The sequence below is a fragment of the Zoogloea oryzae genome, from assembly GCF_030161255.1.
Taxonomy (GTDB): Bacteria; Pseudomonadota; Gammaproteobacteria; order Burkholderiales; family Rhodocyclaceae; genus Zoogloea; species Zoogloea oryzae.
The window spans coordinates 26,741-41,863 of sequence record NZ_BSPX01000012.1; the positions used below are offsets into that span (position 1 = coordinate 26,741).

A 15,123-nucleotide genomic window follows, 5' to 3' on the forward strand; every position below is an offset into this window, starting at 1 on the left:
CTCAGGAGAACAGGCGCAGGGCCAGCGGGGAGCCCGGTGCGATGCCCTGCTCGGCCATCTGCCCCTGGAACTGCTCGATCTGGGCGCGGATCAGGCCCACGGCCTTGTCGCCGAAGGGCGAGCGGTTGTCGTCGACCACCGCGCCGCCAAGGGCATCGGCGAGCTGCTGGGCAACGCCCATCATCCGCTCGAAGACGCGCACGCCGTCGGCAACCCGCGGCACGTCGAGGGTCAGGGTGACGCCCTGGGTGACGAGGCCGCGCATCTCTTCGGCTGCAAACAGGACAGGCTCAAGGTTGGACAGCACGAACTGGCTCACGCCCAGCTCGTCGCGGGCATGGAAGCTGCCGTCGCTCATCAGTTCAAGCCCGGCTGCCTCGGCCAGGCCGCGCAGCTTGGTGCCAGCGAAACCCTGGTCGCGGGCCACCACATTGACGCCGATCTGGATGTCCACACCGGCGCACAGGCGGTCGAGGTCGGCGGCACGGGTCAGCGCATCGGCCTTGGCCGGCAGCGACGGGATGGCCATGAACAGGTCGCACATGCGCTGCAGGCCGGCGCCCAGCCGGGTGAGGTCGCCATCACTGGCGGGGCCCCGGCGGTCCACCAGCTGCAGCGCGGCACACACCCAATGATAGCTGGCTGCCGTGTTGGCGCCGACGAGCTCCCAGCGATTGTCGGTATCCGAAAAACCGAACCAGCGCAGCGGCTTGGCCAGCCCGTCGAGCTGCTCGGTTGCGGCCTGCCACAGGCGGCCACCCACCACCGGCTCGATGGCCTCGATGCGGACCACCCAGTCGGCCCGCTCATCCACATCGACGGGCAGCAGGGGCGGCACGCGCCGGGCGCTGGCGTCCTTGACGTCCTGGGCGCTGGGCTGGGGCCGCGCTGGCGCCTCGCCGCCGATCACCGGCTCGAGCCGGTCGGCAGACGCCGGACGGGACGACGCCTCGCCGCCGAGGGGCTGGACATTGTCGAGCGCATCCATCTGCTTGCGGTGCTTGCGCTCCTGCCACTTGTTGAACGCAAAGATGCCGACGACGACAACGCCGCCAGCACCGACCAGACCCATCTGCAAGTCACTGATTGCCATCGAAATCCCTTGTTTCCCGCATCACGCCGCGGCAGCTTCCGCAAGACGCAGTGCTTCTTCAATATCCACTTCCACCACCCGCGACACACCCTGTTCCTGCATCGTGACGCCCACCAGCTGCTCCGCGATTTCCATCGTGATCTTGCTGTGGCTGATGAACACGAACTGGGTCTGCGACGACATGCGCTTGACCATCTGGCAGTAGCGCTCGGTGTTGGAATCGTCGAGTGGTGCATCCACCTCATCCAGCATGCAGAACGGCGCCGGGTTGAGCTGGAACATCGAAAATACCAGCGCAATCGCGGTCAGTGCCTTTTCCCCGCCCGAAAGCAGCTGGATGGAACTGTTCTTCTTGCCGGGCGGCTGGGCGACGATCGAGATGCCCGCATCGAGAATCTCGTCGCCAGTAAGCACCAGCCGCGCTTCACCCCCTCCGAAGAGCATCGGGAAGAGATTCCCGAAATGGTGATTAACCGTATTGTACGTCTCTTGAAGCTGCTCTCGCGTCTCCCGATCGATCCGTCGTATGGCATCTTCAAGGGTTTCGATCGCGCCTAACAGATCCTCTGTCTGCACGTCGAGGTAATTCTTCCGCTCCGCCGCCGCTTTCAGCTCATCGAGCGCCGCCAGATTGACCGGGCCCAGCTCGGCGATCTCACGGCCAAGGCGAGCGACCTCACGCTGCAGCGAACCTTCCTTCAGATCAGGCACCAGCAGCGGCGCCAGCGCCGCCTCGTCGGCCTGGGCCTCTTCGAGACGGGCGGCATGCTGGGCTTCGGCCATCTCGACGGCCTGGACGCGCAGGCGCAGGTCGGCGACGCGCTCGCGCTGGGGCGCAGCGGCGTGTTCGGTGCGCTGGCGATCCTCTTCCAGCCCGCGCAGCTGGCCGTTGGCGGCCTCCAGCGTGTTGCGGCTGGCGGCGAGCGCGGTCTCGCGGGTCGCGCGCAGGGCCACGGCCTCCTGCAATGCGGCCGACACCGAGACCTCGTCGATCTCCATCAGCGATTCGCGGCGCTCGGTCAGTTCGTCGGCGATGCGTTCAAGCTGCTCGCCGGCCAGCGCCCGGTTGCGGGCGATGTCGTCGAGCTTGCTCACGCATTCGCGCTCGGAATGGCGGGCCTCCTGCAGCTCGCGAGCCAGCGCGGATTCCAGCGCGCGAGTCTCGCGCAGGCTGCTTTCGCGCTCGCGGCGCACCGCCTCGGCGGCGTCGAGCCGGCCGCGCTGCAGCTCGGCCATCTCGCGGCTGCGCTCCAGTTCGGTCTCGGCGCGCATCAGGCGGTCGCGCTCAGCCTGTTCGGCGTGGGCGATCTCGCCCAGATCCCGCCCGATCTGGCCGCAGCGTTCTTCGTAGCGCTGGCGGGCCTGGTTGAGCTTGAGCACCTCGACCTGCTCGGCATGCACCCGCGCCTGCAGCGCCTGGGCGTCGCGACGCAGGTTGGCCAGCGCATCCTGCACGCGGGTGGCGAGCGCCTCGGCCTCGGCCATGGATTCCCGCGCCATCGCGGCGGCTTCCTGGGCGGCCTCGACCTCGGCACCCAACTGGTCGATCTCCCGCTGGCGCTCGATGACACCGTGGGTGCGCGAATCCGGCGCGTAGTGAATCAGCGCGTGACGGCTCAGCAGGCGGCCGTCCCGCGACACCAGCACCACACCGGCAGCGAGCGTCTCGCGCCGGTCGATCCAGGCGGCCAGATCGTCCGCGACGAACACGCGGGCAAGCCAGCTTTCCAGCACCGCGGCCAGCTCGCCGTCGGCGCCGACCTTCTGGACGAGCGGCCGGCAACCTTCCGGCGCCGGTGCGGCATCAGCCGCCGCCGGCGCACCGGCCAGCAGAAAGGCGAATGCGCCCGGCACCTTGTCGGCCAGCGCGGCCAGCGCCACCTTTCCGTCCTCGGCCGGCAAGGCGGCGAGGCGTTCGCGCAGCACCGCCTCGACGGCGAGTTCCCACCCGGCCTCGACGCGGATGCGCTGCCACAGGGGCTTGAGGCCGTCGAGCTTGTGGCGCTTGATCCAGTCGCCCAGCTGGCCCTGCACCTGCACCTTGTTCTGCAGCTGCACCAGCGCCTCGCGGCGTGCCCGCAACTCGGTGGCGTGGCGCTGGGCCTGACGCTCGGCCTCCAGGGCCTGCTTGAGGGCCTGCTGGGCGGCGGGCAGCTGGGTCTGGGCGTCGGCGATGTCGGACTGGCGCTGCTCCAGCGCTTCTTCGGCAGCCGCCAGCGCCGCCTCGCGCTCGGCGGCCTTACGCAGGTCAGGCGCCTGGACGGCGGATTCTTCCTGCTGCAGGCGCGCGCGACGCTGGGCGAGGGTATCGAGCGTGCGCTCGCTGCTCACCCGGTGGGCGTCCTCGACGCGGATCTGCTGTTCGGCGTGATTGAGCTCGCGGCGAATCGCGGCGGCGGCCGCATCGGCGGCATTGAGCGCCTCCTCGGCCTCCGGCAGACGGTCGCCCACCTCGGCGTGGCGGGCCTCGGCCTGTTCGGCGCGGATCGCGGCGTGGTCGAGCAGGCCCTGCCAGCGCTCGCTGTCGGCAGCGAGGCTTTCGAGCTGGCTGCGCCACTGGGCGTCGTCGCGCTCCAGCTGGGCGAGGCGGCTTTCGAGAATCCGCCGGCTGTCGCGCAGGCGGGCGAGCTCGCCTTCGAGGCGGGTGAGCTCGGAGCTCACCGCAAACAGCGCGGTCTGGGCGTGCTGCACGCCCTCGTTGGCTTCCAGCTGGGCTTCGCGGGCGGTCTCGAGCTGGCTCTCGAGTTCCTGCAGGCGCGACGAATCGGCCTCGATGCGCCGGGTGGCGTCGGCCAGCTCTTCGGCCAGCCGGGCGCGCTCGGCGCGGGCCTCGTTGCGCTTGAGCAGCCACAGGAGGTTCTGACGCTCCGACAGGCTGGCGTTGAGCTGGCGGTATTTTTCGGCGATCGCGGCCTGCTGCTCCAGCTTGCCGAGCTGCTGGCCGAGTTCGCTACGGATGTCGTCGAGACGGGTCAGGTTGTCGCGGGCGTCGCACAGGCGCCCCTCGGTTTCCTTGCGCCGCTCGCGGTATTTGGTGACGCCGGCGGCCTCCTCGAGAAAGCCGCGGACTTCTTCGGGCTTGGCCTCGATGATCCGCGAGATCATGCCCTGCTCGATGATCGCGTAGGCCCGCGGCCCGAGGCCGGTGCCCAGGAACAGATCAATCACGTCCTTCCGGCGCACCTGCATGCCGTTGATGAAGTAGGTCGATTCGCCGCTGCGATCGAGCACGCGCTTCACCGCCACTTCGGCGTAAGGCTTCCACTGGCCGGCGGCCTTGCCTTCGGCGTTGTCGAAGACGAGCTCGACGCTGGCGCGCGACACCGGCTTGCGGGTGGTCGAGCCGTTGAAGATGACGTCCATCATCGAGCCGCCCCGCAGCGCCGAGGCGCGCGATTCGCCCAGCACCCAGCGCACCGCGTCGATGATGTTGGATTTGCCACAGCCGTTCGGACCCACCACGCCCACCAGATTGCCGGGCGTGAGCACGGTCGTCGGATCGACGAAGGTCTTGAAACCGGCGAGCTTGAGTTTGGCGAGACGCACTGGAATTCGGAAAAAGGCTGGGGAAAACGGAGCTGCAAGCACTTGCGCAGCACGCTTGCTGCACTGCCACATAAACGGCGGACGCTATAATAGCATTCGTTAAAAATCAGGCCACAGGCTTTGTCTTGCCCTGTCCTGCACCACCGCAGCACGGCGTTTTATCCTCTGCGCCCCGCCATCCGCGCCGGGCCGCCCCCAGGACGAACACAGGAAATCCCCCGAACGTGAACCCGCACCTCCAGGATCTTCACCCCTATCCCTTCGAAAAACTGCGCGGCCTCTTCGAAGGCATCGTGCCGCCGGCCGGCTATTCGGCGATCCGCCTGTCCATCGGCGAACCGCAGCACGCCACGCCCGAGTTCATCAAGCAGGCGCTCGTCGACAACCTCGGCGGCCTCGCCAACTACCCGACCACCCAGGGCTCCGACGCCCTGCGCCAGTCGATCGCCGGCTGGCTGGAACGCCGCTATGGCCTGCCCAAGGTGAGCGCAGCCACCCAGGTGCTGCCGGTCAATGGCTCCCGCGAGGCGCTGTTCGCCTTCGCCCAGTGCGTGATCGACGGCAGCAAGCCCGATGCGCTTGTGCTCTCGCCCAACCCGTTCTATCAGATCTACGAAGGCGCGGCCTATCTGGCGGGCGTCAAGCCCTACTTCGTCAATAACCTGCCGGGCGACCGCTTCGCGTCGGATTTCGACGCCGTGCCCGAATCCGTGTGGCAGCGCGTCCAGCTGGTCTTCGTGTGCTCGCCGGGCAACCCCACCGGCAAGGTGCTCTCCCTCGACGAGTGGAAGCAGCTCTTTGAACTATCGGATCGCTACGGCTTCGTGATCGCCGCCGACGAGTGCTACTCCGAGATCTACTTCGACGACGCCCACCTGCCCATCGGCGGCCTTGAGGCGGCCCATCGCCTCGGCCGCACGGATTTCCGCAACGTGGTGATGTTCTCCAGCCTGTCCAAGCGCTCCAACGTGCCGGGCATGCGCTCTGGCTTCGTGGCCGGCGACGCGGAGATCCTCAAGCGCTTCCTGCTCTACCGCACCTACCACGGCTGCGCCATGAGCCCGTCGGTGCAGGCGGCCTCCGCCGCGGCCTGGAACGATGAGGCCCACGTGGCTGAAAACCGTCGTCAATATCGCGAGAAGTTCGCCGTTATCACCCCCATGCTGAAACCCTGGCTAGACGTGGACCTGCCCGACGCCGGCTTCTACCTGTGGGCCAACGTCACCCGCCTGGGGGTTTCCGACACCGAGTTCGCCCGCCGCCTGCAGGCTGAATATAATGTGACGGTTCTGCCTGGCAGTTTCCTCGCCCGCGAGGCTCACGGGGTCAATCCCGGTGCCGGCTTCGTCCGTATCGCGCTGGTTGCCGACCTGGCAGAGTGCGTCGAAGCGGCCAATCGAATCGTCGCCTTCGCCCAACAACTTTCGAACAATCCATGACCGTATTCGTACATATCATGCCCCATCACGAAAACCCCTTTGCCGCCCTCATTGAAGACCTCTGGGAGCGTCGCACCGAGCTGTCGCCCGCCACCGCCACCAGCGAACAGCTGCGCGCCATCGAGCACGTCATCGACGAACTCGACCAGGGCAAGCTGCGCGTTGCCGAGAAGATCAACGGCGAGTGGGTGACCCACCAGTGGATCAAGAAGGCCGTGCTGCTGTACTTCCGCACCCACGACAACAAGGTGCTGTCCGGCGGCGACACCCGCTACTACGACAAGGTGCCCACCAAGTTCGACAACTACACCGAGCACGATTTCCAGCACGGCGGCTTCCGCGTGGTGCCCAACGCCGTCGCGCGCAAGGGCAGCTTCATCAGCAAGGGCGTGGTGCTGATGCCCTCCTACGTGAACATCGGCGCCTACGTCGGTGAAGGCACGATGGTCGACACCTGGGCCACAGTCGGCTCCTGCGCCCAGATCGGCAAGAACGTGCACCTCTCCGGCGGCGTCGGCATCGGCGGCGTGCTCGAGCCCCTCCAGGCCAACCCGACCATCATCGGCGACAACTGCTTCATCGGCGCCCGCTCCGAAGTCGTCGAAGGCGTCATCGTCGAAGACAACTGCGTGATCTCGATGGGTGTCTACATCGGCCAGAGCACCAAGATCTACGACCGCGCCACCGGCGAAGTCATGTACGGTCGCGTGCCCGAAGGCTCGGTGGTGGTGAGCGGCAATCTGCCCTCCGCCGACGGGAAGTACAGCCTGTACTGCGCCGTGATCGTGAAGAAGGTCGATGCCCAGACCCGCGCCAAGACCAGCATCAACGAACTGCTGCGCGACTGACCCCGCCCCGGGCCGCCCTCAGGCACCCCCGGGTAACCCTGAGGCGGCCCAGCCTGCCGCCGGAGCTGACTGATGATCATCGACAAGCTGTTCGCCCTGATGGCCGAGAAGAAAGCCTCGGACATCTTCATTACCGTCGGCACGCCGATCCACATCAAGATCGACGGAAACACCCTGCCCATCAACCAGCAGGCCATGGACCCGACAATGGTCCACCGCATGGCCTACGAGATGATGTCGCCCGAGCAGGTCGAGCGCTTCGAACGCACCCGGGAGATGAACCTCTCCTTCGGCCGGCGCGACATGGGCAACTTCCGCGTCAATATCTTCTGGCAGCGCAACAGCGTCGCCATCGTCGTCCGCTACATCTCGGGCGACATCCCGCGCCTCGAAAGCCTCGGCCTGCCGCCGGTGCTGGCCGACATCATCATGGAGAAGCGCGGCCTCATCCTGGTCGTCGGCGCCACCGGCTCGGGCAAGTCCACCACCATCGCCTCGATGATCGACCACCGGAACGAGAACCGCTCCGGCCACATCCTGACCATCGAAGACCCGATCGAATATCTGTTCAAGCACAAGATGTCGATCGTGAACCAACGCGAGATCGGCCAGGACACCAACGACTGGCAGCAGGCCCTCAAGAACGCCATGCGCCAGGCGCCCGACTGCATCCTGATCGGCGAGATCCGTGACCGCGAGACGATGCAGGCCGCCCTGTCGTATTCCCAGACCGGCCACCTGTGCCTCGCCACGCTGCACGCCAACAACGCCTACCACGCCCTCAACCGCATCTTCAGCTTCTTCCCGATGGACGGCCGCGCGCTGCTGGCTCTCGACCTCGCCGCGACGCTCAAGTGCATCGCCTCCCAGCGCCTCGTCAAGAAACCCGACGGAGGGCGGATTCCGGCCGTCGAGATCCTGCTCAACTCCCGTCAGGTGGCCGAGCTCATCGAGCGCAGCGAGATCTCCGCGATCCGCGAGGCCATGGAACAAAGCCTCGCCCAGGGCTCTCGCACCTTCGAGCAGGATCTGTTCCGGCTCTACAAGGAAAAGGTCATCACCCTCGAGGAAGCCCTCACCAATTCCGATTCGCCGACCAACCTGTCCTGGCTCATCAACAACGCCCAGTTTGGCAACACCAACGAGAAGGCCAGCCGCAACCAGTCGGCCATCGACTTCGAAAGCACCCAGCCGGACGGCTCGTCCTTCCGCGAGTTCACCCTCGAACTCGACGACGACTGAGCCAGCGCACCACCCACCCCGCCGTCCATCCGCCCAGCCCAGGGCGACGGCGGGCGCATCGCCTGCCCCAACCAAATACAAGACAACGCATGAACCCCACGCTCGAACTCACCCGCAGCCTCATCGCGCGCCCGTCGGTCACGCCCGAAGACGCCGGCTGCCTCGACCTCATCGCCAGCCGCCTGGCGCCCCTCGGTTTCGTGTGCGAACGCATCGACGGCGGCGGCGTCAGCAACCTGTGGGCCCGTCGCGGCACCGCCCGTCCGCTGGTGGTGTTCGCCGGCCACACCGACGTCGTCCCCACCGGCCCGCTGGAAGCCTGGACGTCCCACCCCTTCGAGCCCACCGAGCGTGACGGCCTGCTGTTCGGCCGCGGCGCCGCCGACATGAAAGCGTCCCTCGCGGCCTTCGTCACCGGCATCGAAGCCTTCGTCGCCGCCCACCCGGACCACGCCGGCTCCATCGCCCTGCTGCTCACCTCGGACGAAGAAGGCGACGCCACCCACGGCACCACGCTGGTCGTCGAGACCCTGCGGGCCCGTGGCGAGGCCCTCGACTTCTGCATCGTCGGCGAGCCCACCTCCACCACCACCCTCGGCGACACCATCAAGAACGGCCGCCGCGGCAGCCTGTCGGGCAAGCTCACGGTCAAGGGCGTGCAGGGCCACATCGCCTACCCGCACCTGGCCAAAAACCCCATCCACCTCGCCGCGCCGGCGCTGGCCGAGCTCGCCGCCGAGACCTGGGACGAAGGCAACGAATACTTCCCGCCCACCTCCTGGCAGATGTCCAACATCAAGGCCGGCACCGGCGCCACCAACGTCATCCCGGGCACGCTGGAAGTCCTCTTCAACTTCCGCTTCGCCACGGTGCACACCGCCGACGATCTCAAGGCCCGCGTGCACGCGATCCTCGACCGTCACGGCCTTGATTACGACCTCGCCTGGACCCTCGGCGGCAAGCCCTTCCTCACGCCCCGCGGCAACCTCGTGGGCGCGATGGAAGCCGCCATCCGCGACACCGTGGCGATCAGCCCCGAGCTCTCCACCACCGGCGGCACCTCCGACGGCCGCTTCATCGCCGATATCTGCCCGCAGGTCGTCGAATTCGGCCCGGTGAACGCCACCATCCACAAGCTCAACGAATGCGTCGCGCTGGATGCCATCCAGCCCCTGTCGGACATCTACCGCCGCACCCTCGAAAACCTGCTCACCGCATCGGACAAGGCATGAACGACCACCACGACGACCATCACGAAGACGACGAGCACGACCACGAACACGAGCACGGCCCCCTGGCCGAGCTCGTCACCGTTCGCGACTGGCTGCGCTATGCCGTCACCCGCTTCAACCGGGCCGGCTGCTATTTCGGCCACGGCCTGCCGGATGCCTACGACGAAGCCGTCTACCTCGTCCTGCACACCCTCGCGCTGCCGCTGGATCGCCTCGAGCCCTTCCTCGACGCCTGCATCCCCGGCGACGAGCGGGAAGCCATCTTCGAAGTCATCGAGAAGCGCGCAGTGGACAAGCTCCCCGCCGCCTACATCACCGGCGAGGCGTGGCTGGGGGATTTCCGCTTTGAAGTGGACCCGCGAGTCATCATTCCCCGCTCGTACTTTGCCGAACTGCTCGAAAACGGCTTTGCGCCGTGGATCCAGGACGCGGAAGAAGTCACCGCAGCGATGGACATGTGCACAGGCTCCGGCTGCCTGGCCATCCTGATGGCCCACGCCTTCCCCAACGCCCACATCACGGCCGTGGACATCTCCCAGGACGCCCTCGACGTGGCCGCCGCCAACATCGCTGCTTACGGCCTGGAAGATCGCGTCACGCTGGTGAAGTCCGACGGCTTTGCGTCGGTGCCCGAGCAGCGCTTCGACTTCATCCTCAGCAACCCGCCCTACGTCACCCGAGAATCGATGGAATCGCTGCCGGCCGAATACCTCCACGAGCCCGGCATCGCCCTCGGCTCAGGAGAAGATGGCCTCGACCTGGTGCGCAAGCTGCTCGCCGACGCACCCCGTTTCCTGCAGCCGGAAGGCCTGCTGGCGATCGAAGTGGGGCACAACCGGCACATCGTCGACGAAGCCTTCCCGGCCCTCGCACCTACGTGGTTGTCGTCCCCCGGCGGCGACGATAAGGTATTTATCCTCCAAGCCGGTCAATTGTTGTAAAACCAAGCGCTTTTTGAGAATTAGGTCAACCCGGTCGCCTGCCTGCCGTACTTATCATCTTGCCTGAGAGGGAAAAGCGTCTTTCCCTCTCATACAAAAAATCTGGCAAAAACGATAAATAAGGTCAAGGAGTAGCCATGGCGACCGATCGCCCCATCCTTCTCGTCGAGGACAATCCCGACGATGAGGCACTTACGCTCCGCGCATTCAGCAAGAACAAGATTGCCAACCAGGTCGTCGTGGCGAGGGACGGCGTCGAGGCGCTGGACTACCTTTTCTGCACCGGTCAGTACAGTTCCCGCGATAGCCTGGTCATGCCGGCTTTCGTGCTCCTTGATCTGAAGCTGCCGCGTATCGACGGACTCGAAGTGCTCCGGCGCATCCGTGCCGACGAGCGCACCGCCCTCCTCCCGGTGGTCGTCCTGACCACCTCGAAGGAACACCAGGATATTTTTGAGGCCTACCGGCTGGGTGCCAACAGCTACATCCGCAAGCCGGTGGATTTCGAACGTTTTCTACAGGCTGTCGGCCAGCTCGGGCTTTACTGGTTGTCCCTCAACGAACCGTCCGACCCGACCGCCCGCTGAGGCTCGTCGCTAGAGCAAGGCCTCGATGTCCGCCGCCAGGGCTTCTGGCGTCGTCGTCGGGGCGTAGCGACGTACCGGCGCCCCGCTGCGGTCCACCAGGAATTTCGTGAAGTTCCATTTGATGGCGCGACTGCCGAGCACACCCGGCAGGGCCGCGGTGAGATACGCGAACACCGGATGGGCGTCCGGGCCATTCACATTCACCTTCTCGGTGAGCAGGAAATCCACGCCGTAGTTGCGTTCGCAGAACGCGGCGATCTCGTCTTCCGTACCCGGCTCCTGCGCGCCGAACTGATTGCACGGAAAACCCACCACCACCAGCCCGCGGGGCCCGAGCTGTCGGTGCAACTGCTCCAGGCCCTTGTACTGGGGCGTGAAGCCACAACGGCTGGCGGTATTCACCACCAGCAGCGCCTTGCCGGCGAAATCCGCAAAACGGATCACGCCGCCACCAAGACGGCCAACCTCGAAATCGTGGATGCCCGGCATGGCGCGCGTCAGCTTCTTCAGGCCACTTCGTCGATCCAGGCCTGCTGGATCGCCTCAAGCACCCGTTCGCCGCAGTGCTTGGGGTCGTCGTTGAACTCGGGCAGCGCCATCACCCAGCGCATCAGGTCAACAAAGTTGACCTTTTCAGGGTTCACATCGGGATGCGCTTCGGATAGCTGGATGCCGATTTCCTGAACGTCAGTCCACTTCATCAGTGCTTGCCCTCCCGGGCCATGTTGATCGAGTACTTGGGAATCTCGACGGTCAGCGGCGTGGTGCCGACCACCGCCTGACACGACAGGCGCGAGTTGGGCTCAAGGCCCCAGGCTTTGTCGAGGAGATCCTCTTCCAGCTCTTCCGCCGGCTCGAGGCTGTTGAAGCCTTCCCGCACGATCACGTGGCAGGTGGTGCACGCACAGGATTTCTCGCAGGCGTGCTCGATCTCGATGTCGTTGGCGAGCAGCGTGTCGCAGATCGTCTGGCCGGGTTCGGCCTCGAGTACCGCGCCTTCGGGGCACAACTCCACGTGGGGGAGCACAATCAGGGTCGTCATGTTCGGTCTTAAATCTTGATGTCGTCGATCTTGTGGCCGGCCAGGGCCTCGCGGATGCTCTTGTCCATCCGGCGCGATGCGAACTCGTTGGAGGCACGGTTGAAGGCTTCCAGCTGGATCTTGATCGCCCGCACGTCCTGCCCTTCGGCTGCGGTGCGCAGCGCGGCGATGGCCACATCCAGCGACGCCCGTTCGGCAGCGTTGAGCAGTCCGCCATCGATGGCCAGGGCCTTGTCGGTGGCTTCGACGACGCGGGCCGCCTCGACCTGCTGTTCCTTCAGGCCGCGCAGTTCCATGTCGCGCTGGGCGTGCTCGAAACCAGCCTTCAGCATCTCGGCGATCTCGTCGTCGGCAAGGCCGTAGGACGGCTTCACCTCGACCCGCGCCTCGACGCCGGTGGCCTGCTCCCGGGCGGTGACCGACAGCAGGCCGTCGGCATCGACCTGGAAGGTCACGCGGATGCGCGCGGCGCCCGCCACCATCGGCGGAATGCCACGCAACTCGAAACGGGCCAGCGAGCGGCAGTCGGAAACCAGCTCGCGCTCGCCCTGCACCACGTGGAAGGCCATGGCCGTCTGGCCATCCTTGAAGGTGGTGAAATCCTGGGCGCGAGCCGTGGGAATAGTGGAATTGCGGGGGATGATCTTCTCGACCAGCCCGCCCATCGTCTCGATGCCGAGGGACAGGGGAATCACGTCGAGGAGCAGCCATTCGTCCTCGCCAGCCCGGTTGCCGGCCAGCACGTTGGCCTGCATCGCGGCGCCCACGGCGACGACGGTGTCGGGATCGAGGTTGGTGAGGGGCGTCTGGCCAAAGAAGTCGCCGACGGCTTTCTGAACGTGGGGCATGCGCGTGGCGCCGCCCACCATCACCACACCCTTCACGTCGGAGGGGTCGAGGCCGGCGTCGCGCAGGGCTTTCTTGAGCGGACGAATGGTCTTGTCCACCAGTGGCCGGGTGATGTCCACGAACACGTCGCGGGAAATGACGAGGTCCACCTCGTCACCGCTGTCGAGGGTCATGCAGATCGGCACGGATTCGTCGAGGGTCAGGCGTTCCTTCACCTCGCGGGCCTTCATCAGCATGCGCCGGGAGTCCCGGTCGGACGGCAGCGAGATGCCGGCGTTGTCGAGCATCCAGCAGAACAGGCGATGGTCGAAGTCGTCGCCGCCCAGGGCCGCATCGCCGCTGGTGGCCACCACCTCGAACACCCCGCGGGAGAGCCGCAGGATGGAGATGTCGAAGGTGCCGCCACCCAGGTCGTACACCGCATAGACGCCTTCCGAGGCGTTCTCGAGACCATAGGCGATGGCCGCGGCGGTGGGCTCGTTGAGCAAGCGCAGCACATTGAGCCCGGCCAGCCGGGCCGCATCCTTGGTGGCCTGACGCTGAGCGTCGTCGAAGTAGGCGGGCACGGTGATGACCGCGCCGGTGAGCTCTCCGCCCAGGCTGCGTTCGGCGCGGATGCGCAGATCCTTGAGAATCTCGGCGGAGACTTCCACCGGGCTCTTCACGCCCTGGATGGTGCGCAGGCGGACCATGCCTTCGGTGTCGACGAAGTCGTAGGGCATGGTCTCGACGTGGGCGACGTCTTTCAGGCCACGGCCCATGAAGCGCTTGACCGACACGATGGTGTTGCGCGGATCGACCGCCTGGGTGGCCATCGCCTTGCGGCCGACGACGATCTGGCCGTCGGGCAGGTAATGCACGATGGACGGCAGCAGCATCTTGCCGTCTTCGTCCTGCAGGCACTGGGGGATGCCGTTGCGCACGGTGGCCACCAGGGAGTTGGTCGTACCCAGATCGATCCCCACCGCCAGCCGGTGCTGGTGCGGCAGGGTGGACAGGCCCGGTTCGGAGATTTGCAGCAGAGCCATCAGGATTCCAGCGCCGTCAAGGCGTCATTGATTTCATGTTGCAGCTTTTCGAGGAATTTCATGCGCCGGATGGTATCGGCGGCGGCCTCGAGATCGATGGTGTCGTCGAGCTGCCGGGCGAGCTCTTCCACCAGCGCCTTGCTGTTGTGGCGGACGCGGCGGGAGAGTTCGTCGAGCACGTCCTCGTCGGCGGCATCGCGGGCCTCGCCGAGGGCCTCGCGCCATTCCATCTGTTCCATCAGGAACTCGGCGGACATGGCGGTGTTGGTGTCGAACGCAGGATCGACACCGCGCAGCTCAAGCAGGTAATGCCCGCGGGTGAGCGGGCCCTTGAGGGTGCGGAAGGCTTCGTTGACGTGGGTCGCCCACTGCATCGACTGACGCTTCTCGGCGTCGGACAGGTGGGCGAAACGGTCGGGATGGACCCTGCCCTGCAGATCCAGGTAGGCCTGCTCCAGCCGCTCCTCGTCAATGCGGAAGGCCGGCGTCAGGCCGAAGAGCGCAAAGTAATCCTGCTTGAGATCGAGCATCGTGGACGTTCGCGCCTCAGACGGTGAAGCTTTCGCCGCAGCCGCACTGATCCTTCACGTTCGGGTTGTTGAACTTGAAGCCTTCGTTGAGGCCCTCGCGCACGAAGTCGAGTTCGGTGCCGTCCATGTAGGGCAGGCTCTTCGGGTCGATCAGCACCTTGAGACCGTGGCTTTCGAAGACGATGTCCTCGGGCAGCACCTCATCGGCAAACTCGAGCTTGTACGCCATGCCGGAACAGCCCGACGTGCGCACGCCGAGGCGGATGCCGACACCCTTGCCGCGCTTGGCGATGAAGTTGCCGATGTGGGTTGCTGCCTTGTCGGACAGGGTTACTGCCATGATCGAACTCCTTGTCAGCCGTTGTGCTTCTTCTTGTAATCCTCGACCGCCGCCTTGATGGCGTCTTCGGCCAGGATCGAGCAGTGGATCTTCACCGGCGGCAGGGCCAGCTCTTCGGCAATGGCGGTGTTCTTGATCTCCAGCGCCTGGTCGAGGGTCTTGCCCTTGACCCACTCGGTGACGAGGGAGCTGGAAGCGATCGCCGAGCCGCAGCCGTAGGTCTTGAACTTGGCATCTTCGATGATGCCGTCCTTGCCGACCTTGATCTGCAGCTTCATCACGTCGCCACACGCCGGGGCGCCGACCATGCCGGTGCCCACGCCGTCGTCTTCCTTGCCGAAAGCACCGACGTTACGGGGATTCTCGTAGTGGTCCAGAACCTTTTCGCTGTATGCCATTTTTGCTC

Annotated in this window: 15 protein-coding genes; 6 read left to right on the forward strand and 9 right to left on the reverse strand. The window is 66.0% G+C overall.

All coding sequences use genetic code 11. The annotated features are described in order from the left end of the window. Position 1: 1 nt before the first annotated feature. Both QQK25_RS06055 and smc read right to left on the reverse strand, forming a co-directional pair. Positions 2-1,093, reverse strand: a complete 1,092-nt coding sequence (locus tag QQK25_RS06055) for a cell division protein ZipA C-terminal FtsZ-binding domain-containing protein (RefSeq protein WP_284187124.1) — start codon at positions 1,091-1,093, stop codon at positions 2-4. Between the two features lie 21 nt (positions 1,094-1,114). Then, positions 1,115-4,639 (reverse strand): chromosome segregation protein SMC, encoded by a 3,525-nt coding sequence (gene smc / locus QQK25_RS06060; protein WP_284187125.1) that lies wholly within the window; start codon positions 4,637-4,639, stop codon positions 1,115-1,117. A gap of 224 nt (positions 4,640-4,863) precedes the next feature. On the opposite strand from smc, the gene dapC reads away from it, so the two are divergent. The 6 genes from dapC (at position 4,864) to QQK25_RS06090 (ending at position 10,928) form a co-directional block, all read left to right on the forward strand. Then, the gene (gene dapC / locus QQK25_RS06065) at positions 4,864-6,078 is read left to right on the forward strand and encodes a succinyldiaminopimelate transaminase (RefSeq protein ID WP_284187126.1); all 1,215 of its coding nucleotides are present in this window, start codon (positions 4,864-4,866) and stop codon (positions 6,076-6,078) included. Between the two features lie 17 nt (positions 6,079-6,095). Then, positions 6,096-6,926, forward strand: a complete 831-nt coding sequence (gene dapD / locus QQK25_RS06070; protein ID WP_284187127.1) for a 2,3,4,5-tetrahydropyridine-2,6-dicarboxylate N-succinyltransferase — start codon at positions 6,096-6,098, stop codon at positions 6,924-6,926. A 72-nt stretch (positions 6,927-6,998) separates the two neighbouring features. After that, entirely contained in the window at positions 6,999-8,168 is a 1,170-nt protein-coding gene (locus tag QQK25_RS06075) for a PilT/PilU family type 4a pilus ATPase (RefSeq protein ID WP_284187128.1), read from the forward strand. Between the two features lie 89 nt (positions 8,169-8,257). Beyond that, positions 8,258-9,400, forward strand: a complete 1,143-nt coding sequence (gene dapE / locus QQK25_RS06080) for a succinyl-diaminopimelate desuccinylase (RefSeq protein ID WP_284187129.1) — start codon at positions 8,258-8,260, stop codon at positions 9,398-9,400. Continuing rightward, entirely contained in the window at positions 9,397-10,341 is a 945-nt protein-coding gene (gene prmB, locus QQK25_RS06085; RefSeq protein ID WP_284187130.1) for a 50S ribosomal protein L3 N(5)-glutamine methyltransferase, read from the forward strand. The genes dapE and prmB overlap by 4 nt, the downstream gene beginning before the upstream one ends. Before the next feature lie 137 nt (positions 10,342-10,478). After that, positions 10,479-10,928 carry a response regulator gene (locus QQK25_RS06090; RefSeq protein ID WP_153159538.1) on the forward strand — a complete coding sequence of 150 codons (450 nt, stop codon included), beginning with the start codon at positions 10,479-10,481 and terminating at the stop codon, positions 10,926-10,928. Positions 10,929-10,937: 9 nt separating this feature from the next. On the opposite strand, the gene QQK25_RS06095 is transcribed toward QQK25_RS06090, so the two are convergent. From QQK25_RS06095 to iscU, 7 genes are read right to left on the reverse strand one after another with little or no spacing between them, the layout of a single operon-like run. Further along, complete coding sequence (locus tag QQK25_RS06095; RefSeq protein ID WP_284187131.1) at positions 10,938-11,417, reverse strand: glutathione peroxidase; 480 nt, start codon at positions 11,415-11,417, stop codon at positions 10,938-10,940. A gap of 17 nt (positions 11,418-11,434) precedes the next feature. Continuing rightward, a complete protein-coding gene (iscX, locus tag QQK25_RS06100; RefSeq protein WP_284187132.1) occupies positions 11,435-11,629 on the reverse strand; it encodes a Fe-S cluster assembly protein IscX in 195 nt (64 codons plus the stop codon). Continuing rightward, positions 11,629-11,970 carry an ISC system 2Fe-2S type ferredoxin gene (fdx, locus tag QQK25_RS06105; RefSeq protein WP_153159541.1) on the reverse strand — a complete coding sequence of 114 codons (342 nt, stop codon included), beginning with the start codon at positions 11,968-11,970 and terminating at the stop codon, positions 11,629-11,631. The genes iscX and fdx overlap by 1 nt, the downstream gene beginning before the upstream one ends. Before the next feature lie 8 nt (positions 11,971-11,978). Beyond that, on the reverse strand, positions 11,979-13,847 hold the full coding sequence (gene hscA / locus QQK25_RS06110; protein ID WP_284187133.1) for a Fe-S protein assembly chaperone HscA: 1,869 nt from the start codon (positions 13,845-13,847) through the stop codon (positions 11,979-11,981). Continuing rightward, positions 13,847-14,377, reverse strand: a complete 531-nt coding sequence (gene hscB, locus QQK25_RS06115; RefSeq protein WP_284187134.1) for a Fe-S protein assembly co-chaperone HscB — start codon at positions 14,375-14,377, stop codon at positions 13,847-13,849. Before hscB ends, hscA begins: the two co-directional genes overlap by 1 nt. 16 nt (positions 14,378-14,393) lie before the next feature. After that, a complete protein-coding gene (gene iscA, locus QQK25_RS06120) occupies positions 14,394-14,717 on the reverse strand; it encodes an iron-sulfur cluster assembly protein IscA (RefSeq protein WP_153159544.1) in 324 nt (107 codons plus the stop codon). Positions 14,718-14,731: 14 nt separating this feature from the next. Then, complete coding sequence (gene iscU, locus QQK25_RS06125) at positions 14,732-15,115, reverse strand: Fe-S cluster assembly scaffold IscU (RefSeq protein ID WP_153159545.1); 384 nt, start codon at positions 15,113-15,115, stop codon at positions 14,732-14,734. Positions 15,116-15,123 lie beyond the last annotated feature (8 nt).